Origin of the sequence: Paenarthrobacter nicotinovorans, assembly GCF_007670255.1 — a bacterium.
Classification (GTDB): Bacteria; Actinomycetota; Actinomycetes; order Actinomycetales; family Micrococcaceae; genus Arthrobacter; species Arthrobacter nicotinovorans_B.
Map to the genome: position 1 here is coordinate 134,011 of NZ_SZVS01000009.1, position 20,048 is coordinate 154,058.

19 protein-coding genes are annotated in these 20,048 nt (G+C 64.5%); 10 read left to right on the forward strand and 9 right to left on the reverse strand.

Going from position 1 to position 20,048, the window contains the following annotated elements; translation table 11 throughout:
- Positions 1-143 precede the first annotated feature (143 nt).
- The 4 genes from gluQRS to FDP28_RS14620 all read left to right on the forward strand — a co-directional run bounded on the left by gluQRS (position 144) and on the right by FDP28_RS14620 (position 3,631).
- Positions 144-1,031: a tRNA glutamyl-Q(34) synthetase GluQRS gene (gene gluQRS, locus FDP28_RS14605; protein WP_144662229.1), complete on the forward strand. Its 888-nt coding sequence runs from the start codon at positions 144-146 to the stop codon at positions 1,029-1,031.
- A gap of 24 nt (positions 1,032-1,055) precedes the next feature.
- The gene (locus FDP28_RS14610; RefSeq protein ID WP_144662231.1) at positions 1,056-2,180 is read left to right on the forward strand and encodes a serine hydrolase domain-containing protein; all 1,125 of its coding nucleotides are present in this window, start codon (positions 1,056-1,058) and stop codon (positions 2,178-2,180) included.
- A 41-nt stretch (positions 2,181-2,221) separates the two neighbouring features.
- Complete coding sequence (locus tag FDP28_RS14615) at positions 2,222-3,013, forward strand: SDR family NAD(P)-dependent oxidoreductase (protein ID WP_144662233.1); 792 nt, start codon at positions 2,222-2,224, stop codon at positions 3,011-3,013.
- Positions 3,014-3,094: 81 nt separating this feature from the next.
- Positions 3,095-3,631 (forward strand): HD domain-containing protein, encoded by a 537-nt coding sequence (locus FDP28_RS14620; protein WP_144662235.1) that lies wholly within the window; start codon positions 3,095-3,097, stop codon positions 3,629-3,631.
- Positions 3,632-3,648: 17 nt separating this feature from the next.
- Here FDP28_RS14620 and FDP28_RS14625 read toward each other — a convergent pair whose 3' ends face one another.
- Together FDP28_RS14625 and FDP28_RS14630 are read right to left on the reverse strand one after the other, a co-directional pair.
- Positions 3,649-4,893: a low temperature requirement protein A gene (locus tag FDP28_RS14625; RefSeq protein ID WP_144662236.1), complete on the reverse strand. Its 1,245-nt coding sequence runs from the start codon at positions 4,891-4,893 to the stop codon at positions 3,649-3,651.
- Between the two features lie 116 nt (positions 4,894-5,009).
- Positions 5,010-6,320: an ATP-binding protein gene (locus FDP28_RS14630; protein ID WP_144662238.1), complete on the reverse strand. Its 1,311-nt coding sequence runs from the start codon at positions 6,318-6,320 to the stop codon at positions 5,010-5,012.
- A gap of 218 nt (positions 6,321-6,538) precedes the next feature.
- On the opposite strand from FDP28_RS14630, the gene FDP28_RS14635 reads away from it, so the two are divergent.
- Positions 6,539-7,654 (forward strand): FG-GAP repeat domain-containing protein, encoded by a 1,116-nt coding sequence (locus FDP28_RS14635; RefSeq protein ID WP_144662240.1) that lies wholly within the window; start codon positions 6,539-6,541, stop codon positions 7,652-7,654.
- Between the two features lie 10 nt (positions 7,655-7,664).
- Here the strand turns inward: FDP28_RS14635 and FDP28_RS14640 are convergent, their stop codons facing one another.
- On the reverse strand, positions 7,665-8,417 hold the full coding sequence (locus tag FDP28_RS14640; protein WP_144662242.1) for an SDR family NAD(P)-dependent oxidoreductase: 753 nt from the start codon (positions 8,415-8,417) through the stop codon (positions 7,665-7,667).
- 9 nt (positions 8,418-8,426) lie between these two features.
- Positions 8,427-9,338: a fumarylacetoacetate hydrolase family protein gene (locus FDP28_RS14645; RefSeq protein ID WP_144662244.1), complete on the reverse strand. Its 912-nt coding sequence runs from the start codon at positions 9,336-9,338 to the stop codon at positions 8,427-8,429.
- Positions 9,339-9,478: 140 nt separating this feature from the next.
- On the opposite strand from FDP28_RS14645, the gene FDP28_RS14650 reads away from it, so the two are divergent.
- The 5 genes from FDP28_RS14650 to FDP28_RS14670 are packed head-to-tail and all read left to right on the forward strand — an operon-like array spanning position 9,479 to position 14,197.
- Positions 9,479-10,783, forward strand: a complete 1,305-nt coding sequence (locus tag FDP28_RS14650) for an L-fuconate dehydratase (RefSeq protein ID WP_144662246.1) — start codon at positions 9,479-9,481, stop codon at positions 10,781-10,783.
- A complete protein-coding gene (locus FDP28_RS14655; protein ID WP_144662248.1) occupies positions 10,780-12,084 on the forward strand; it encodes an alpha-L-fucosidase in 1,305 nt (434 codons plus the stop codon). The genes FDP28_RS14650 and FDP28_RS14655 overlap by 4 nt, the downstream gene beginning before the upstream one ends.
- Positions 12,077-12,391: an L-rhamnose mutarotase gene (locus FDP28_RS14660; RefSeq protein WP_144662250.1), complete on the forward strand. Its 315-nt coding sequence runs from the start codon at positions 12,077-12,079 to the stop codon at positions 12,389-12,391. Before FDP28_RS14655 ends, FDP28_RS14660 begins: the two co-directional genes overlap by 8 nt.
- Positions 12,376-13,335, forward strand: coding sequence for an aldo/keto reductase (locus FDP28_RS14665; RefSeq protein ID WP_144662252.1), 960 nt, complete (start codon positions 12,376-12,378; stop codon positions 13,333-13,335). The genes FDP28_RS14660 and FDP28_RS14665 overlap by 16 nt, the downstream gene beginning before the upstream one ends.
- Complete coding sequence (locus FDP28_RS14670) at positions 13,328-14,197, forward strand: amidohydrolase family protein (RefSeq protein ID WP_144662254.1); 870 nt, start codon at positions 13,328-13,330, stop codon at positions 14,195-14,197. Before FDP28_RS14665 ends, FDP28_RS14670 begins: the two co-directional genes overlap by 8 nt.
- 13 nt (positions 14,198-14,210) lie before the next feature.
- On the opposite strand, the gene FDP28_RS14675 is transcribed toward FDP28_RS14670, so the two are convergent.
- The 5 genes from FDP28_RS14675 to FDP28_RS14695 all read right to left on the reverse strand — a co-directional run bounded on the left by FDP28_RS14675 (position 14,211) and on the right by FDP28_RS14695 (position 19,955).
- Positions 14,211-14,882: a FadR/GntR family transcriptional regulator gene (locus tag FDP28_RS14675; protein ID WP_144662255.1), complete on the reverse strand. Its 672-nt coding sequence runs from the start codon at positions 14,880-14,882 to the stop codon at positions 14,211-14,213.
- A 194-nt stretch (positions 14,883-15,076) separates the two neighbouring features.
- A complete protein-coding gene (locus FDP28_RS14680; RefSeq protein WP_144662257.1) occupies positions 15,077-16,588 on the reverse strand; it encodes an amino acid permease in 1,512 nt (503 codons plus the stop codon).
- A gap of 144 nt (positions 16,589-16,732) precedes the next feature.
- Positions 16,733-18,148: an aspartate ammonia-lyase gene (gene aspA / locus FDP28_RS14685; protein WP_144662259.1), complete on the reverse strand. Its 1,416-nt coding sequence runs from the start codon at positions 18,146-18,148 to the stop codon at positions 16,733-16,735.
- Complete coding sequence (locus FDP28_RS14690) at positions 18,145-19,230, reverse strand: asparaginase (protein WP_144662261.1); 1,086 nt, start codon at positions 19,228-19,230, stop codon at positions 18,145-18,147. Before FDP28_RS14690 ends, aspA begins: the two co-directional genes overlap by 4 nt.
- Entirely contained in the window at positions 19,227-19,955 is a 729-nt protein-coding gene (locus FDP28_RS14695) for a FadR/GntR family transcriptional regulator (RefSeq protein ID WP_144662263.1), read from the reverse strand. Before FDP28_RS14695 ends, FDP28_RS14690 begins: the two co-directional genes overlap by 4 nt.
- Between the last annotated feature and the right edge of the window lie 93 nt (positions 19,956-20,048).

The window sequence follows — 20,048 nt, forward strand, 5'->3', positions numbered from 1 at the left end:
CTCGCCCGCTGGTCGGGCAGCACAGCAAGAGCCCCTGAGCCACCGGATCGTTGCGGTAGCTGAGGGGCTCTTGTGTTGCCCGGTGGGGCCGGGCGGCCGCGGCCCCGCCCGCACCCAGCGGCTTGCGCGCATAGGCTTGGACCATGACTTCCGCCGGGCGATTTGCCCCGAGCCCTTCGGGTGAACTCCACGTTGGCAATCTCCGTACGGCCGTGCTGGCCTGGCTGTTTGCAAAGTCCAGCGGCCGCGATTTCCTGCTCCGGGTGGAAGATCTCGATCGCGCCAGATCCGGTGCCGAGACGCAGCAGCTCCGCGATTTGGAAGCCATCGGCGTCACTTGGGATGCCGACGTCGTTCGCCAGACTGAGCGCGCGGGCTTCTACGACGACGCGATCCAGCGTTTGGCTTCGGAGGGGCTCACCTACGAATGCTTTTGCACCCGCAAGGAAATCCAGGAAGCGCCATCGGCCCCACATGCTCCCCAAGGGGCCTACCCGGGCACGTGCCGGCGGCTTTCAGCTGCCGAGCGGGAGATACGGCGTGCTTCGCGTCCAGCATCCATCCGCTTACGCTCCGAGGTTACCGAGTGGGCTGTTGAGGACCAGTTGCACGGCACTTTTGTGGGGATGGTGGACGACTTTGTGCTGCGTCGAAATGACGGCGTCACGGCCTACAACCTGGCCGTGGTGGTCGACGACGCCGCACAGGGAATCGACCAGGTGGTGCGCGGCGACGACCTCCTCCCGTCCAGCCCGCGACAGGCGTACCTCGCCACGCTTTTGGGCCTTCCCGTCCCCGAATACGCGCACGTTCCGTTGGTGGTAAACCACGACGGCGTGAGGCTGGCAAAGCGCGACGGTGCCGTCACGCTGGACGACCTCGCCGCCGTCGGAATTCCTCCCGAACAGGTGCGGGCCCTGATCCTTGAGTCCCTCGGCTTGCCCGCCGGGACCTTGCAGGAGGCGCTTCCGGCGTTCGACCCGCAGCGACTCCCCCGGGAGCCTTGGGTGTGGATAACTCCGCGTGCTTGAAGGGCCACCACGTAGGCTGGCTGGATGCATGCACAGATGGTCGCCCCAGGTTTCGAACCCGTCGCCGAACTTTTTGGCCGTTTCCTGGATCAGGATCCGGAGTACTCGGCCCAGGTCGCTGCGTATCATCGCGGCGTGAAGGTGCTGGACCTGAGCGGTGGTCCGTACATCCGCCCAGACTCGGTGACCGGCGTGTTCTCCTGTTCCAAAGGCATGGCAGGCCTGGTCATCGCCTTGCTGGTGCAGGACGGGCAACTGGACCTCGACGCCGAGGTGGTCAAGTACTGGCCGGAATTTGGCGTCGAAGGCAAGGCCTCTATCACTGTTGCCCAGCTCCTGTCGCACCAGGCGGGCTTGTTGGGTCCGGAGGGTGGCCTGACACTGGAGGAGGTCAACGATTCCAGGCTCGCTGCCGCCAAGCTCGCCAAGCTCCGGCCCTTGTGGAAGCCCGGTGCGGCGTTCGGCTACCACGCCCTCAGCATTGGGATCTTCATGGAGGAACTGTGCCGACGGATCACTGGGTCGACTCTTCAAGAGGTTTTCGAGCACCGCATCCGGGCGGTAACCGGCGCGCAGTTCTACCTTGGGCTGCCCGAGTCAGAAGAATCCCGTTTTGCTCCCTTCCGGTGGGCAGCTGATCCTTCGTGGCCTTGGGTGGACCCCGCCAGCCACCTCGGCCTGGCAACCAACGCGGCCGTGGGTGACATCCTCGATCTGCCGAATATCCGGGAAGTCCGGGCTGCCGGGTTGAGCTCCGCGGCGGGCGTGTCCAGCGCAGATGGCATGGCTCGGATCTACGCAGCCGCGCTGACCGGCTTGGCCGGGGACGCCGGCGTCGCACCCCTTCTGACGGAGGACACCATCACAACGATGACCGCCGAACAGGTCTTCGGCATCGACAGGGTCTTCGGGGAGACCGGTTGCTTCGGCACCGTCTTCATGAAATCGCACTCCCGAATGCCCTTCGGAAGCCACCGCGCCTTCGGGCACGACGGCGCCAGCGCATCCTTGGGTTTTGCCGATCCCGTGTATGAGCTCGGTTTTGGCTATGTACCCCAGCAGGCCGAACCCGGGGGAGTAGGGTGCCGTAACTTCCAGCTGAGCTCAGCCGTGCGGGAAGTGATCGCCGGGACGCTGCCTACCATGTAGACAGCGGCTACATCAGTCCCCACACAACGACGGGAACCCACATGACCATGACCTACTCCGGTACCACCGCGCTCATCACGGGAGCCAGTTCCGGGCTCGGTGCCGAGTTCGCGCAGCGTTTCGCCGCCCGCGGCTCCAGCCTCGTCTTGGTCGCCAGGCGGGTCGATCGTCTGGAGGAGCTGGCCAGCAAGCTGCGAAACGAGCACGGCACCACGGTGACAGTGCTCCCCATGGACCTCGGCCGGCCAGGCGTCGGGGCGGAGCTCTTCAACGAACTGTCCGGACGCGGCATCGCCGTGGACACCCTCATCAACAACGCAGGCTTCGGAACCCATGGGCCCTTGGTGGAGGAAGATCCAGCGGTCATAGCGTCGGAGATCGCGCTCAATGTTGCTGCCTTGGTTGATATCACCCGGGCCTTCCTGCCTTCGATGCTCACCTCCGGCAAGGGTGCGCTGGTGAATGTGGCCAGTACTGCGGCGTTCCAGCCGATCCCCGGCATGGCTGTCTACGGCGCCACCAAGGCCTTCGTCCTGAGCTTCACCGAGGCCGTAGCCCACGAAACCAAGGACTCCGGGCTAAACGTCCTGGCACTCTGCCCGGGAGCCACAAAGACGGAGTTCTTCGACGTCCTGGGGAGCCAGTCGGCGGCGGTTGGCCCTATGCAAACCTCGGCCCAGGTGGTGGAGACGGCCCTCAAAGCACTCGACCGCAAGGTCACACCCGGCAGCGTCGTCTCGGGGTGGATGAACCGGGTGGCCGCGGGGTTCGCCCAGCGTTTGCCCCGGGCAGTCACCGTGGCGATCGCCGCACGTGCTGTCCAGGATTGGTAGGCGGTACATCCATGCCGCCGCAACGGATAGCCTGATCGGGAGGACCATCCCTGAAGCTCCATTGCCAATCCGGAGGCCACAATGACTGAACCACGCTTCACCGTAGAGACAGCCCAGGTCCTGGCGGAGGTGGCCCACAACCGCCAGAAGGACAAACTCAAGCGTCCGTATCGGGAGCACGTCCTGGCTGTCGGGGATGCCCTTGCCGACTTCGACGAGGACATCCAGATTGCGGGCTACCTCCACGACATCGCCGAAGACACCCCCATCACCCGGCAAGCGCTGCTGGATATGGGCGTTTCGGAGCGTGCCCTCGCCATTATCGAGCGCGTCACCCGGCGCTTCCACGACGACCCCGATGATTACGACGCCGGCATCCGGTACGTCGCGGAGGACCACGACGCCACGTTGGTCAAAATTGCGGACAATGCCCACAATTCCTTGCCGGAACGCGTCCGGGCGCTGGCGGAGAAGTGGCCCGACAAACCACCGGTGACCCGGTACGCCGATGCGCGTCCGGTGCTCTACGCGGCCGTTCCCAAAGAGGAGGTCCGGCTGATCCTCCATCGGATCAACCCGCACCTGCTCGAGGAGCTGGACGAGATCGTTCCGGATTAGTCAGCCGGCCCCAGGCGCTAGCCGGCCGCAGCTTCCAGCCGACGCAATGCGGCAGCCCGCCCCTTGTGTCCACGCCGTTCGTCGTAGGCAATGGAGAGCCCCAGGACCAGCATCATCTCCAGCATGCACACGGGCACGGATGCACCCGCTGCAGCCATGGCGATACTGGCCGCCAAGCCAATCACCACAAGGACGGTGCTCCACAACAATTCGCGGTCCGGGTTGAGCATGAACCCGTAAAGCGTTGTCAGCGACACCTTGAAAAGAATGATGGGGATGGCTATCGATGCCACGGCCGCGGCTGCACTGATGCTGGCCTCATGGTCGATGTAGTAGGCAGCGACGTGTAGGCCGGCACCCGTGGCAGCAATCCCTGCAAAGACCGGCATATGCGCATAACCGAAGACCCATGAGCGGTGCCTTTGGAGATGGAGCGCCGGACCTGAGGGCAGGATGAAATAGATCCACCACATGGCGAAGGCCAACCCTGTGCCGCTGAAGCCAACCAACGCGGTATCCAGCGTCCAGCCATGCAGGGCAACCATCGCCCGCAGTGTCTCAATGGCACCGATCAGGCACTCGCCCAGGGCAATGATGGCAAGCAGTCCGTAGCGCTCGGCAATATGGTGGGCATGCCACGGCGTCCGGGCTTTGCGTTCAGCAAGTCCGGGAACTGACATCTCCAGGACGAACAAAGGCGCTGCCATGAGAAACGTGGTGAGAACGCCGGCGTCGATCAACAGGACAGCAACCCAGCCAACTTGGACAATCGAGACGTACTTTGCGTAGCGCAAACACGTTTCCCGGCGTTCGGGGTCTTGGCGGGCAGCGCGCAGCCACTGAAAGACCAGGGCTACGCGCATGACGATGTAGCCGAGCACCATGGTGAAGTTGTCCACGTGCTTGCCGTCAATGATGGAGTGGAACACCGGCTCGATGCCCATGGCCAGGATGAGGACACCCACCATCTGCACCATGGTGACTACGCGGAAAACCCAGTCATCGGTGTCGTAGGCGCTGGCGAACCAGGTGAAATTGATCCAGGCCCAGATCACCGCGAACATCGCGAAGGAGAAGGCAAGGAGACCTGGCCAGAAGTGCGCCTCGGCCACAGCGTGGGCAAATTGGTTGCCGGCCACTCCGAAGGCGATGACGAAAGTCAGGTCGAAGAACAGCTCAAGCGGGGTGGCGGTGCGGTGCTTCTCATGGGGATCGCGCCCGCCCATCCGGGAGAGGGCATGGCGGAGGGGATTCGTGGACATGGCTCAAAGATTACCGTTGCCTGGCGAGCCCGCGCCGGGTTCGCGGGAACGCGTCCAGTGCGCCCGGAAAATAGCGGCGATGTGGCAGGGTTCCCGCGAACTCGCTGACCAGGTCCCTAAACGCGGCCCAGGACGTCGATGTCTTCCAGGAAGTCCTGGTGCACTTCGGGGCTGACAGTCGTGCGGGTGTCCGCGATCGCGTCGAGGTAGTCCTGGGTGACCGGGCCTTTCCGGGCGTTGGTGCCGTCCGAGGCAGCGCCGGCGGCAGCGCCGTCGTCGTACACGGCCTTTTCCAAGGCCCGCTGGGAGGCGCTGCGCGCGGCGAACTCGATATCCGCGGGCGAGAAGCCCTCGGTCCGCTCGACCAACTGCGCAACATCCACCGAGTCCACCACGGACGCGGGGATGAACCGTTGCCACATGGCCTCGCGGGCATGGACGTCCGGAAGGCCGATGGGGATGACGTAATCGAAGCGTCCGTGGCGGAGGAACGCGGTATCCAGCGCACGGATGAAGTTGGTGGCACACACGAGCAAGCGGCCGGGCTGTTCGCGGAAAGCCGGGATGATCTTGAGGAGCTCGTTGGTGACGCCCTGAAGCGGCGACGGCGGATCACCGGCACGCTGGGAAGCGATCTCCTCCACCTCGTCGATGAACACCACGGCGTGCTCCAGCTCGGCGATCTCCAGGAAGGTCTCCCGCAAGGCGCCCGCCAGCCCCTTGGGATCTGAGGCCAATCGGGACGGGAACACCTCCACGAACGGCCACTCCAGGCGTGAGGCGATGGCTTTGGCGAAGGTGGTTTTGCCTGTGCCGGGAGGACCGAACAACACCACCGCGCGCGGCGGAACAACGCCGTATTCGTCGGCGAGGTCGGCTTCGGCCAAGGGGAGCACCAGCCGGCGCTCCAGCAGTTCCTTCTCCCGGCGCATGCCAGCCACGTTCTCCCACAAATCGCGCGCCAGGACGCGCCCGCCGAGCAGTCCCAGCGCACCGAGTTCCTGGCGCTGCACGGGAATGGTCCGCTCGAAGTAGCGCAGGTTTTTCTTCACCACGAACCCGCGGCCGAGGAAGGCTTCGACCCGCGTTTCGGTCTCCGGCATCAGCGCGGAGAGTTTGTTGAGGCCGTGCGGAGCCATCCGGTTTTCGACGGCGGCCAGCAGCGAGGTGCCGATGCCCCGGCCGCGGAACTCGGGAAGCGTCGCCAGGAAGACGATCCAGCCTTGGTCATGGGCGGCACGTCCGACGGCGGCACCCACCACCTGCTCGCCCTGAACCGCGACCACGGCATGGTCCTTCTCGCAGGACGCCAGGACTTCGGACAAGGCGTAGACGGGCTCCACGCCGTCGGCCTTGAGGGACTCCCACAGATGGAGTATGCCGTCGAGATCAGAGGAGTGGAAGTCCCGGATGCGCCAATTGGTCATGAGTTCTTCTCCTGGGGCTGTCAGTGAGTCGCCATTGATTCGTTGGAGTTGAGCATAAGCGAATCACTGCCGGGGAACGTTGCGGCTTCGTTGCGTTACGGCGACCGGGCCCGCGTCTAGGATGGGCACAGGAAACACCCAGCACGTTCGAGGGAGAAGCGGTGGGAGCATTCAGGGACAGAAGGCGGCCGGGGTCTGGCCGAGCGCCGGGGTCCGTCATGGCCGCGATCCTGGCGGCTGTCCTTTTGGCCGTCCTGCCCGTTCCCGCTGCCAACGCCGTCTCGCCGGACGAGTTCACCATCAGCGGCCCGACGTACGTGGGAACCGGGTTGTCGGTCAGCGGCGCCTACGAGTACTTCTCCGCCTGCGATCCCGACCCGCAGCACGGCTATTCCATCCAGTGGCTTCGTGATGGAGAGCCGGTGACATCGCAATCGACGTTCACCTCTTTCTACGAGCTGCGTGCTGAAGATGTAGGCACCCGGATCTCGGCCGTTGTCACGGGTTCGCAGGCCTGCAACCCTTCGCAGGTGGTGGTGAAGGAATCCGAGGTGGTCAAAAGCCAGCCCACGCGCGTTGAAGGATTCACGGGTCGGGGAGTATTCGAACTGTTGGGACGCCGGCATGATGGTGCACTGATGCTCTACCCGGGCTTGGACAGCGCGCAAGGCTGGAAGCCACCGCGGCTGATTGGCTCCAACTGGGGTGCCTATACCAGGATCATCGGTGCCGGCGACCTCACCAGCGACGGCAAAACCGAACTCCTGGCCACTGATGCGGTGGGCAGGCTCTGGATGTTCTGGGGCAGGGGAGACGGAACATTCCCCGCAGAGGCCTATCCCTCGGAGATCGGCTGGGGGTGGAACGCGATGGACAAAGTGGTGGGCCCCGGGGACTTCGACGGCGACGGGTACAACGACCTCCTGGCCTCCGAACCCAACGGCAACCTCTACCTCTATCCCAAAGCTGCCCGGGGCTGGACACCCCGCGTCCAGGTGGGCCAGGGGTGGGACGTCATGGACCTGCTCATCACGCCCGGTGATTTCAATGGCGATGGCACGGCGGACATCCTCGCCAAAGACAAGGCCGGAAGACTGTTCCTCTATGGCGGCAACGGAAACGGAGGATGGCTGGCCCCGAAGCAGATCGGCCAAGGCTGGAACGTGCTGGGCAAGGTGGGCAGCGTTGGGGACTTCAACCGTGACGGTTTTGCCGATGTCCACGGGGTCAACAGCTCCGGTGAATTGCTGATGTACTACGGCGATGGACGCGGCGGTTGGAAGGGCGTGGAAACCGTTGGGTGGGGCTGGAACATCTTCAATGGGCTCTACTGAACCGGCCTCCCTACTGAACCGGGCGAAGCCGCAGACCCTGCATGCCGCCGTCGACCGCCAGCGACGTACCCGACGTCGAGCCTGACAGCGGACTCGCCAGGTAAGCCACCGCGCCGGCTACTTCGGCGGGATCCACCATGCGCCCGTGGGGCTGGCGGGCATTGAGGGCTGCGCGCTCGCCGGCGGGATCAGCGGCGGAGTCCAGCAGCCGGCCCACCCATGGGGTGTCCACAGTGCCGGGATTGACGCAGTTCACGCGGATGCCCTCGCGCACGTGGTCCGCGGCCATCGCCAAAGTCAGGGACAGGACCGCGCCCTTGGACGCAGAGTACAGCGCACGCTGCGGCAGGCCCGCCGTTGCGGCGATGGAGCAGGTGTTGACGATCGAAGCGGCAGGCGACTCGCGAAGGTAAGGCAGCGCCGCCCGGCTGACACGCGCGATCCCCACGACGTTGATATTGAGGACGCGGAGCCACTCGTCGTCATCGTTTGCGGCAACGTCGCCTTGCGCCCCGATTCCGGCGTTGTTGATGACGATGTCCAGTCGGCCGAACCGCTGGGCGACATGCTCGACGGCGGTTCGCACCGAGGCGTCGTCGGCCACGTTGCACTGCACGCCGAAGTGCGGGCTGGCTTCCGGTGTGAGGTCCAGGACCGCGACCTGGGCGCCGCCTGCAGCGAGGCGATCCGCGATGGCCGCCCCGATCCCGGAAGCCCCACCTGTGACGATTGCCGCGAGGCCATCAAATTCCGTGGTGGTCATGGTCCGGCCTCAGGCGTTGGTGCCGGCGACGGCAACCGGGCGGGCTGACCCGGCGTGCGCGCGGAAGTACTCCTGGCGCTGGCTTCCGAGGCCGTCGATTTCCAGCTCCACCACGTCACCGGGTTGGATGAACGGGAAGCGGCCGGACAACGCCACGCCCTCGGGGGTTCCTGTGATGATCACATCGCCGGGTTCAAGGACCATGTACTGGCTGAGGTGGTGGACGATCGTTGCGGGGTCGAAGATCATGTCCGAGGTATTGGAATCCTGGCGGGCCTCGCCGTTGACCAGGGTCCGGAGGCGAAGGTTGCCCGGATCGATCTCGGAGGCGGGGACCAGCCAGGGACCCAGGGGAGTCGAGCCCGGGAGCGACTTGCCTTTGGTCCACTGTCCGGCAGCCCCGGGGATCTGGTACTCACGCTCGGAGAGGTCGTTGGCCACCGCGTAACCGGCGATGCTGTCTTCGGCCTCTTCAAGGGTGGAAAGGTATGACGCTTCCTTGCCGATGATGATGGCCAGTTCCACCTCCCAGTCGTACTTTTCCGACGACGGCGGAATGGGAGCGGCGTCGTACGGTCCGGCGATGGTGTTGCTTGGTTTCAGGAATACGACCGGAACTTCGGGCGGTGTCGCGCCGGATTCGGCGGCGTGCGCAGTGTAGTTCAGGCCGATCGCGACGACGGATCCAGGCCGGGCAACAGGTGCTCCGATGCGCAGTCCTTCAGCCGGAATTTCCGACAGTTCCCCTTTATCCAGGGCTTCGCGGGTGCGTTCGATACCATCCGAGGCGAGGAAGCCGCCGTCGATGTCCTTGGTCAGGGGCGCAAGGCTGTAGTACTTCTCGTCGCCGTTGGCGTCCTCGGCGATGACTGCCGGTTGTTCGTTTCCGGCCGTACCCAGCCTGGCGAATTTCAAGGTCATGGCTTCCTCCGTGCGTTCGGGACTAACATCCGAGCTCTAGTGTGATGTTTCCTCCCATAATACGGAAATGTGACCCATTGACAAGGCATACATCCGATGTTTAGCTTCAACGAAGAACAGCTAATCCAGCCAGGAGCCCCATGAGCCTCATCACCGCAGTGGAAACGTTCGATATCCGTTTCCCCACATCCCTGGACCTCGACGGCTCCGACGCCATGAATCCGGACCCGGACTACTCCGCCGCCTACCTGATCATCCGCACGGACGCCGGCGACGGGCACGAGGGCCACGGCTTCGTGTTCACCATTGGCCGCGGCAACGAGGTGGAGACCGCGGCAATCGGCGCCCTCAAGGAGCACATCCTTGGCCTTTGCGTCGAAGAACTCCTCGACGACATGGGAGCCACCTGGAAACTCCTGGCCCACGACTCCCAACTCCGCTGGCTCGGACCCGAAAAGGGCGTCATGCACATGGCGATCGGCGCCGTCGTCAACGCCCTGTGGGACCTGAAAGCCAAGCGCGCGGGGCTGCCCCTGTGGGAACTGCTCGCACGCATGACGCCCGAAGAACTCGTGGCGTTGGTGGACTTCCGCTACCTCACGGATGCCCTCACGCCGGATGAAGCACTGGCCATCCTTCGCGCCGCCGAACCCGGACGGGAACAGCGGAAGGTGGCACTTCGCGCCGAAGGCTACCCCGCCTACACCACGACGCCGGGCTGGCTGGGCTACAGCGACGCGAAACTGACGCGGTTGGCCAAGGAAGCCGTGGCTGACGGCTTCGAGCAGATCAAGTTGAAGGTGGGGGCGTCCCTGGAGGACGACATCCGGCGGGTCCGTGCTGCGCGGGAGGCCGTTGGTCCTGATATCAGGATCGCCGTGGACGCCAACCAACGTTGGGACGTGCAGGAGGCCATCGACTGGATGGGCCACCTGGCCCCCTACGACATCGCCTGGATCGAGGAACCCACCAGCCCGGATGACATCCTCGGCCACGCCGCGATCGCCCGGGCTGTTGCGCCGATTCCGGTGGCAACAGGGGAGCACGTGCAGAACCGGGTGGTGTTCAAGCAGATGCTGCAGGCAGGTTCTCTGCAGGTGCTCCAGATCGACGCGGCCCGCGTGGCCGGCGTCAACGAGAACATTGCCATCCTGCTCTTGGCCGCCAAGTTTGGTGTCCGTGTCTGCCCGCATGCCGGCGGGGTGGGATTGTGCGAAGCCGTGCAGCACTTGTCCATGTTCGACTACGTCGCGGTGTCCGGGACCAAGGAGGGACGGACCATCGAGTTCGTTGACCACCTCCACGAACACTTCATCAGCCCGGTGGAGGTCCACAGCGGCGCGTACTGGCCGCCGTCGAGTCCTGGTGCCGGAAACGAAATGCTCCGTGAAACACTGGCCGCGTACAGCTTTCCTGACGGCCCGGTATGGAAGGAAGACCAGTGATCCAGCATGCCCCCTGGTTCGAGGAAGCACGCTTCGGGATGTTCGTGCACTGGGGCGTCTACGCCCTGCCCGCACGGCACGAATGGGTGATGAACAGGGAAGAGATCACCGTGGAGGGGTACTCGAAGTACTTCCGGCGCTTCGATCCTGACCTGTACGATCCCCGCGAATGGGCCAGGGTCGCCCGCGCCGCCGGGATGAAGTACGTTGTCCTCACCACCAAGCACCACGACGGATTCTGCCTGTGGGATTCGGCCCTCACCGACTACAAGGCAACCAACACCCCCGCAGGCGGGGACCTCATCCGGCCGTATGTGGAAGCACTCCGCGCCGAGGGGCTGAAGGTTGGTTTTTACCACTCGCTCGTTGACTGGCACCACCCCGACTTCACCATCGACGGGGTACATCCGCAACGCAACGCGGCCGACGTCGAACGTTTGAACAGCGGCCGCGACATGGCCCGCTATCGTGAGTACCTCCACGGCCAAGTGCGCGAACTCCTGAGCAACTACGGCACCATCGACTACCTGTTCTTCGACTTCTCCTATGCCGGCGAGGGGCACGGGCAGTTCTGGGGTGGCAAGGGCCGGAAGGACTGGGACTCGGAAGAGCTGCTGGCGATGGTGCGCGAGCTTCAGCCGGGCATCGTGATCAATGACCGCCTGGACATCCCGGGAGACTTTGTCACGCCGGAGCAGTACCAGCCCGCCGGCCCCATGATGCTCGACGGCGAACCCGTCACCTGGGAGGCTTGCCAGACGCTGAACGGCAGCTGGGGGTACGACCGGGACAATCAGAACTACAAGTCAGTGGATCTGCTCATCCGGATGCTGGTGGACGGGGTGTCCAAGGGCGGAAACCTGCTGCTCAACGTGGGCCCAACGGGGAGGGGAACCATTGATCCGCGGGCGCTGGAGTCGCTGGAGGGAATAGGGGAGTGGATGAAACTGCATTCCCGCTCCATCTACGGTGCGGGTGTTTCCGCGTTCACCGCTCCCTCGGACGTCCGGTACACCCAACGCGGGGACCGGCTCTATGTGCACTTGTTCGCCTGGCCGTTCGAATACGTGCACCTGCCTGGCCTGGCCGGGAAGGTGGAGTACGCCCAGTTGCTCAATGACGCGTCGGAAGTGTTCCTTCGCGAGGTGGACCCGGACCAGCAGGCCATGAACATGACCCCGGGAGGCCAACCGCCGGGAACACTGACCATCAAATTGCCGGTGCAAAGGCCCGACGTGGAAGTCCCGGTGCTGGAGCTTTTCCTCAAGCCCTCCGTGGAACCGACGGTCAGCCATGGTTGAGAGCATCGCCCTGCACACCAGGCTCAAACCGGGCACGGAAGATGAGTACGCCGACGCCCACGCGCACATCCCTCCGGAACTCGTGTCCGCGCTGAAGGAAGCCGGCGTTCGGAACTGGCGGATCTGGCGCAGCGGACTCGACCTCTTCCATGTGGTGGACGTGGACGACTACCAGGCGATGCGGCATGCGCTCGCCGACCATCCAGCCAATGTGCCGTGGCAAGCCCGGATGGCTGAACTTTTGGACGTCCAGGACGATTACTCCGGGACGGATACGGGTATCCCCAGAGTATGGGAACTGCCGTGAACTCACTCGACCTCCACAGGCTGGGCAGGCTCGGCTTCGGCGGGGCCGGGATCGGAAACCTGTACCGCGCCATCCCGGACGGTGAAGCCCTTGCCACGGTGCTGGCCGCCTGGGACACAGGAGTCCGATACTTCGACACCGCGCCGCACTACGGCCTTGGCCTGTCGGAGCAGAGACTCGGCGCCGTCCTGCGGGACAAGCCGCGTGATGGGTTCGTCATCTCCACCAAGGTTGGCCGTTTGCTGGAACCCAACCCCGCCGGCGGGCGCGACTCCGAGGGCTTCGACGTCCCGGCTACAACGCGGCGCGTCTGGGACTTCAGCGAGGCAGGCATCCGGCGCAGCATCGAAGAGTCGTTGGAGCGGCTTGGGCTGAGCTACGTGGACATTGTTTACCTGCACGATCCCGACGTCCATGACCTTCGCGCCGGAATCACGCAGGGGCTGCCCGCGCTGGAAAAACTCCGGTCCGAGGGCCTTGTCTCGGCCATCGGCGTCGGCACCAACTCCGCCGAAGCCGCCCTGGAGTGCATCGAAGCGGCCGACCTTGACCTCGTGATGCTCGCCGGACGCTACACCCTGCTGGAGCAGCCCGACGTTCCCCTGCTTGAACGCTGCAGGCAGCGCCGCACCGGCGTCGTAAGCGTTGGCGCCTATAACTCTGGTCTCCTTGCCCGTCCCGAAGTCCCTGATGATGCGCACTACAACTACGGGCAAGCACCGCCGGCTGTGCTGGAGAGGGCCCGGGCGCTCGCGGCACTTTGCCGCGATTTCGGCGTGGAACTCCCGACGGCGGCACTCCAGTTCCCGCTGCGGCATCCGGCAGTCGTGAACGTGACGGCTGGGGCAACCTCCCCTGAACAGATGGCCACCAACGCGGAACGGATGGACCAGCCGGTTCCCGAGGAGCTGTGGGCGGCGTTGGAGGGACTGGGCAGTGATTGATTCGCACCTGCATCTGTGGACCTTGGACACCTTCGTCACGGGCGGTGAGCGGCCCTACTCCTGGCTCGGCCCTCACCATGGGGCGCTGTTCCGCAGCTTTGGCGAGGACGAAGCATGGGAGACACTCGATGCCGCTGGTGTTAGGGGAGCGGTGCTGGTCCAGGCTGATGACACCGTTGCCGATACCGAGAGCATGCTGGCCGTGGCTTCCCGGAACCCCTGGGTTGTGGGGGTGGTTGGCTGGATCCGGCTGGATGCTCCGGCCGAGGCGGCTTTCCAGCTGGACCGCTTCGCAGCGGACCCGGTGTTCCGGGGCGTGCGGCATCTGGTGCATAACGATCCCCGGCCGGATTTCCTGGACCTTCCCTCCGTGCGGGAATCGTTGGCTTTGGTGGCGCGCCGTGGCCTCACATTCGACGTTCCCGATGCTTTCCCGCGGCATTTGGGTGCGACGGTCCGGCTGGCCCGGGAGCTTCCCGAATTGATCGTTGTCCTTGACCACCTGGGCAAGCCACCTTTGGCTGATTCGGCGCTCATGGACTCGTGGCGCAAGGATTTCCTCGCTTTGGGACGTGAGCCGAACACCGTGGCGAAACTCTCCGGGCTTCACGTCGCGGGGCAGCCGTACACCAGCGAGGCGTTGCGGCCGCTCTTCGTAACCGCCATGGAGGCTTTCGGGGCCGGGCGTTTGATGATCGGCGGCGACTGGCCGGTGAGCACCCTCGGGGCACCGTATGGCCGGACGCTCGATGTGCTGCTGGAACTCGTCTCCTCGCTGAGCCCGGCTGAGCAGGACGCGGTTTTGGAGGGGACCGCGATCCGTACCTATGGGCTGGCAGCCAACCCGATGGTGGATGCCTAGAACGCTTGGATGCCTAAAGAGCTTGGCGCAGCCAGTTCTCCACGCCGCTGATGTGCACGGTGACCAGTGCGCGGACCAGCTCCGCGTCCCCGCGTTCCAGCGCGTCGGCGATGGCCCGATGCTCCGCCAAGGTGTGTGACACAGCCTTTTCCTGGGTCAGCCCACGCCAGATCCGCGCCCGGACAGTGCTGCTGGACAGGGCTTCCAGGAGGCTGCCCAAGTAGTCGTTGCCGGCGGCTTCGGTGATGATGCTGTGGAATTCGAGGTCGTGGGCGACGAGTTCCTCAACGTCCGTGTTCTCGTCGATTCCGTCCATCGTTGCGCGCAGGGCCAGGAGTTTTTCCGGGGTGATCTTCGCCGCCGCGAGGTGGGCCGTGGCGGGTTCAAGGATTCGTCGGACCTCGAAGAGCTCCAGGATGGAGCGGTCCTGGTGCAGATCCACCACGAACGCTACGGCCTCGTTGAGAAGTTTGGCGTCGAGGCTGGTCACGTAGGTTCCGTCACCGCGGCGCACATCCAGCACCCGGATCAGCTCCAGGGCCTTCACCGCTTCGCGCAGCGAGCTTCTGGACAGGCCGAGCCGTTCGCTCAGTTCCTTCTCCGGCGGAAGCCGATCGCCGGCCTTGAGCTCGCCCCGGATCAGCATGTCCTTGATCTTGCTGATCGCCTCGTCTGTCACAGCCATGGACCAATAGTAGCCACGAATGATCGGATGTCTGTCTCCGCCGCGACCCCACCCATCTGGGGGACAGCAAATGTCGTATTGGGGCGCCATTGCGACATGTGCTGTCCCCCAGTTGGGGCGTTAACGGACGACGGCGGCACCCACGTTCCGCTGTTACGGAACCCGGGTGCCGCCGTCGTGAGTCAGGCGTTGCTCTACTTGTCGCCGCCACCAGGCAGCGGACGGTTGGCGACCACCGGAGCGCTGCCGGTGTAGCCATCGCGGGTGGCCGCAAGTTCGTGGATCTGCTTGCGGCACATGAACCAGCCCCAGACCATCAGCGCGCAGGCGACTGCCGTGACCAGCATGGTGAGCGGGGACTCGATGAACACCATCACCAGGACGCCGGCAAGGAAGAGCAGCGACAACCAGCCGGTGTACGGGGCGCCGAACAGGCGGAAGGACGGGCGCTTGACCCAACCCTTGTCCGCCCAGCGCTTGAGCTGCATCTGGCAAAGGACAATGGTGGCCCAGGTGACGATGATGCCCACGGACGCGACGTTCAAGACGATCTCGAAAGCGTCGGACGGGACGAGGTAGTTCAGCGGAACACCGAGCAGGGAAACACCGGCGGTGATGGCGATGCCGCCGTAGGGCACACCGGCCTTGTTCATGCGCTGTGCGAACTTCGGAGCGGAACCGGCCACGGACATGGAGCGAAGGATACGGCCCGTGGAGTACAGACCGGCGTTCAAGGAGGACAGTGCGGCGGTCAGGACCACGAGGTTCATGATCACGTCAACGCCCTGGACACCGATGGATCCGAAGAACGTCACGAACGGGCTGACGCCCTTCTGGTACGAGGTGTACGGGAGCAGCAGCGCCAGCAGGATGACCGAGCCGACGTAGAAGACTGCGATACGGAAGACCACGGAGTTGATCGCCTTGGGCATGATCTTCTCTGGTTCCTTGGTCTCGCCAGCCGCGGTACCCACGAGTTCGATGGAAGCGTACGCGAACAGGACACCCTGCATGAGGATGATCATGGGGAGGATGCCGTTCGGGAAAATGCCGCCGTTGTCCGAGATCAGGCTGAAGCCGACTGTTTGGCCATCAACCGGGGTGCCGAAGATGACGAAGTAGGTGCCCACGAGCAGGAAGGCCACCAGGGCAGCAACCTTGATCAGCGCGAACCAGAACTCCATCTCGCCGAAGACCTTGACGGAGACCAGGTTCAGGCTCAGCACCACTACCAGGGCGATGAGGGCCCACGCCCATTGCGGCACGGCGCCCATCCACGGCACGTATTTGCCGAAGAAGTTCATGTAGAGGGCTGCGGCCGTGATGTCCACGATGGTGGTGGTGGCCCAGTTGATCCAGTAGAACCAGCCCGAGACGAAGGCCGCCTTCTCGCCGTAGAACTCACGGGCGTAGGAGACGAACGATCCCGACGAAGGGCGGTGCAGCACCAGTTCGCCCAGTGCGCGGAGGATCAGGAAAGCGAAGAAGCCACAGACGGCGTACGCGATCACCAGGGAAGGGCCGGCGGCGTTGAGGCGGCCACCTGCGCCAAGGAACAGGCCGGTGCCGATGGCGCCACCGATAGCGATCATCTGGATCTGACGGGGCTTGAGGTCCTTGTGGTAGCCAGTGTCCTCTTTGTGGAGGGCCTTCTCACTGGCGTGCGCTTGGGCCGGAACCGTGTGGTCAGTGATGGGATTGGTCATTGGAATCCTTAGGAGTGTCCTGTTGGGGGTGTCTTGGGCGCAGCCGGTCGGGGTTCCGGGCACACAAGACAGCGCCTCGATTGGGGTATGCCTCATCGGGCGGGACGGCTGAATTAAGCCGCTGGGCTTTTGGCCGTTGTGGGCCTATTTGCTCAGGTTGGCCAGACGTTCTGGACTGAGCAATTCTTCGAGCTGGGCAGCGGTCAAAAGGCCGTGCTCCAAAACAAGTTCTGCCACACCCTTGCCCGTTGCCAGCGCCTCCTGGGCAATGGCGGTGGCGGAGGCGTAACCGATGTGGGGGTTCAATGCCGTGACGAGACCGATCGACTGCTCCACGGTAAGCCGTAGCCGTTCGGTGTTTGCGGTGATGCCCCGGACGCAGCGTGCCGTAAGGGTGCGGCACGCTGCTTCCAGGTGGGAGATGCTCTTGTGCAGGCTGTGCACAATGATCGGTTCGAAGGCATTCAGCTGAAGCTGGCCTGCCTCCGCGGCCATGGTGACGGTGACATCGTTGCCGATGACTTCGTACGCCACTTGGCTGACCACTTCCGGGATCACCGGATTGATCTTGCCGGGCATGATCGACGAACCGGACTGCACTGCCGGAAGGTTGATCTCGCCCAAACCCGCGCGCGGTCCGGAGGACAGCAGGCGGAGGTCGTTGCAAATCTTGGAAAGCTTCACTGCCACGCGCTTCAGCACGCCGGACAGGTGGACGAACGCTCCCACATCCTGGGTGGCCTCGATGAGGTCGGCGGCAGTGAGCAGCGGCAGGCCTGTGATCTCGGCCAGGTGCCGGCAGGCGGCCTCGGCGTAACCTACCGGGGCATTCAAGCCGGTGCCGATCGCCGTAGCGCCAAGGTTGATCTCGTGGATGAGCATGTGGGACTCGTCCAGGCGTGCGCGGTCTTCGCCAATGGTGACGGCGTAGCCCCCGAATTCCTGGCCCAAGGTCATCGGAACGGCGTCCTGCAACTGCGTACGGCCCATCTTCACGACGGTGCGGAACTCGCGGCCCTTTTCGGCGAAGGCCTCTTCGAGTTCTTCCAGCGCTGCCAGGAGTTCCTTCACGGAGAAGATCGTGGCGAGGTTGACCGCCGTCGGGTAGACGTCGTTGGTGGACTGGCTCAGGTTCACGTGGTCGTTCGGGTGCAGCTTGGAGTAGTCGCCCTTGGGGTGTCCCAGGATCTCCAGCGCACGGTTGGCGATGACCTCGTTGGCGTTCATGTTGGAGCTGGTGCCAGCTCCGCCCTGGATCACGTCCACCATGAACTGTTCCTGCAGCTTGCCGTCCAGGATGTCCTGGCAGGCCTGCTCAATGGCGTTGGCACGTTCTGAGTCCAGGAGGCCAAGCTCGTGGTTGGTCCGGGCGGCTGCCTGCTTCACTGCAGCCAGCCCGCGGACCAGGTGCTTGTTGGTGGAGAGCGGCTGCCCGGTGATGGGGAAGTTCTCGATGGCACGCAGTGTGTGGACGCCCCAGTAGGCGTCCGCGGGTACATCGCGGTCGCCCAGGAGGTCGTGTTCGGAACGGAGGGGGATCGCCTGATCGACGGTGGTCATAGCTGTCCTTGGTTGGTTGCTGAAAAATCTGATGCGCGGAGTTCGCCGACCGGAAGGCCGCCGCCCAGCACAGGGGGGCTTTGAAGCGTGTCCAGGCTGCCGCCGTCGACACCCAGACGGCGGAGGACCTCAACGGTGACGGGCATGCGGGCGCGGTCGCCGCCGTCGGAAATCTTGACTGCCAGCCCGGTGCCGTCCGGGAGGCCGACAAGTTGCAGCCCTTCGAAGCCGTCCTTCGCGAGCAGGCCCGGTACGGCTCGCATGAGGGCTGTGACGTCGCGGCCTTCGCCGGCCACCATCTCCGGGAAGCGGCGCATGGCGTGGGCCACCTTGCCTTCGAGGGTGTCCTCGTCCGCGGCGGCCAGACGGCCATAAGCGCGGGCCATGCCGTGCAGCGAGTGGGCGAACAGCGGAGTACCGCAACCGTCGGTGCTGACGGCGGCAGCCTCCTCACCGGTCAGCTCGGTGATGGTGTCGCGGACCAGCACCTGCAGCGGGTGTTCGGGGTGCAAGTATCCCTCCACAGGCCAACCGTTGATGACGCATACGGCGGTCATCGAGGCGTGCTTGCCGGAACAGTTCTGCGTGATGTGGGTGGGGCCGTTGCCTGTGCGGAGCCACTCCTCGCGCTCGGCCACGCCGTAGGGGAGGTCCGTGCTGTTTGCCAGGGCCGCGTCGGTGAGGCCGTGGAGCTTCAGGATCTCGGTAGCGCCGTCGCGGTGCATTTTCGCGCCGGAATGGCTGGCAGCCGTGAGCGCCAGGAGGTTTTCGGGGATGTCCAGGCCGGCCTTGAGCAGCGCGACAGCCTGCAATGGCTTCAGGCTTGAGCGTGGGTACATGGGGGCGTCGGGCTGGCCGGCCTCGACGATGGTGCTGTCATCTGCGGCAAGCGCAATCAGTGAACCGTAGTGGACGCTTTCCACCAGCCCGTCCCGGGTCACTTCGACCAAGGGGACGTGGTTGGGGGCCGTCGCTTCTCGGGCGGCGGCCGGGGCGGGGGGTGCCGGGGCTTTGTGCGCCGGAGCTTCGTGTGCCGGTGCTTTGGGGGCGGGCATGGTGTCGGTGTCCTTTGGGTGTGTCATTTGCTGAGGATTGTGTCCAGTGCCACGCTGACGGCCTGCAGGTGGGCGGCCATCGCCTTGCTTGCGGCGTGGGAGTCGCCCGCCTCGATGGCGTCGAGGATGGCGACGTGTTCCTCGTCCGAACGGTGTTGCCGGTCAGCGACGAGGTTCAAGGTTTCGGACTGGTGGGCCAACGCTTCGCGGATGTCCGACACCACGCTCGCGAACACCCGGTTCCCACTGGCCCGCGCAACGGCCGAGTGGAAGCTGGCATCCAGGTTTACCCAGGCTTCGGGGTCGTTCTCGTTGAGCATTTCCTGGATGATGTCCTTCAGGTGCTCAAGCTCTTCTTCCGTCCTTCTTTCAGCCGCCAGGCCGGCAGCCGGGATCTCGATGTGAGGACGTGCTTCGTTAAGATCGCGTGCGCTGTACTGGCCCAAGGTAAGGTCATTAGCAACCTTGTTGGCCACAATGAAAGTGCCCTTGCCGGTTTTGGTGACAGTGAGGCCCAAGGTATTGCACGACCTCAGCGCTTCCCGGATCACCGAACGGCTTACGCCATACTGGGCAGCCAGGGTCGCTTCAGAACTCAGCTTGGTGCCGATGTCGAACTGTCCGCCTTCGATGGCCCGGCGGAGTGCGGCAAAGACGGCCTCAGCCGCGGAAATCCGCGAAATAGGCATATGCGCTGAGTGGCCGCTCTGGGACTCTTGCTGTCCGGCTGTCCGGCTGTCTGACAGGTTCACGTTTCGAATATGGCACGGGTCACAAGACGCTGTCAACGCTGAAAGGCTTGCTTCACGGTTTGGGGACTGGTAGAAGCGCCCGACGGCGGGTGG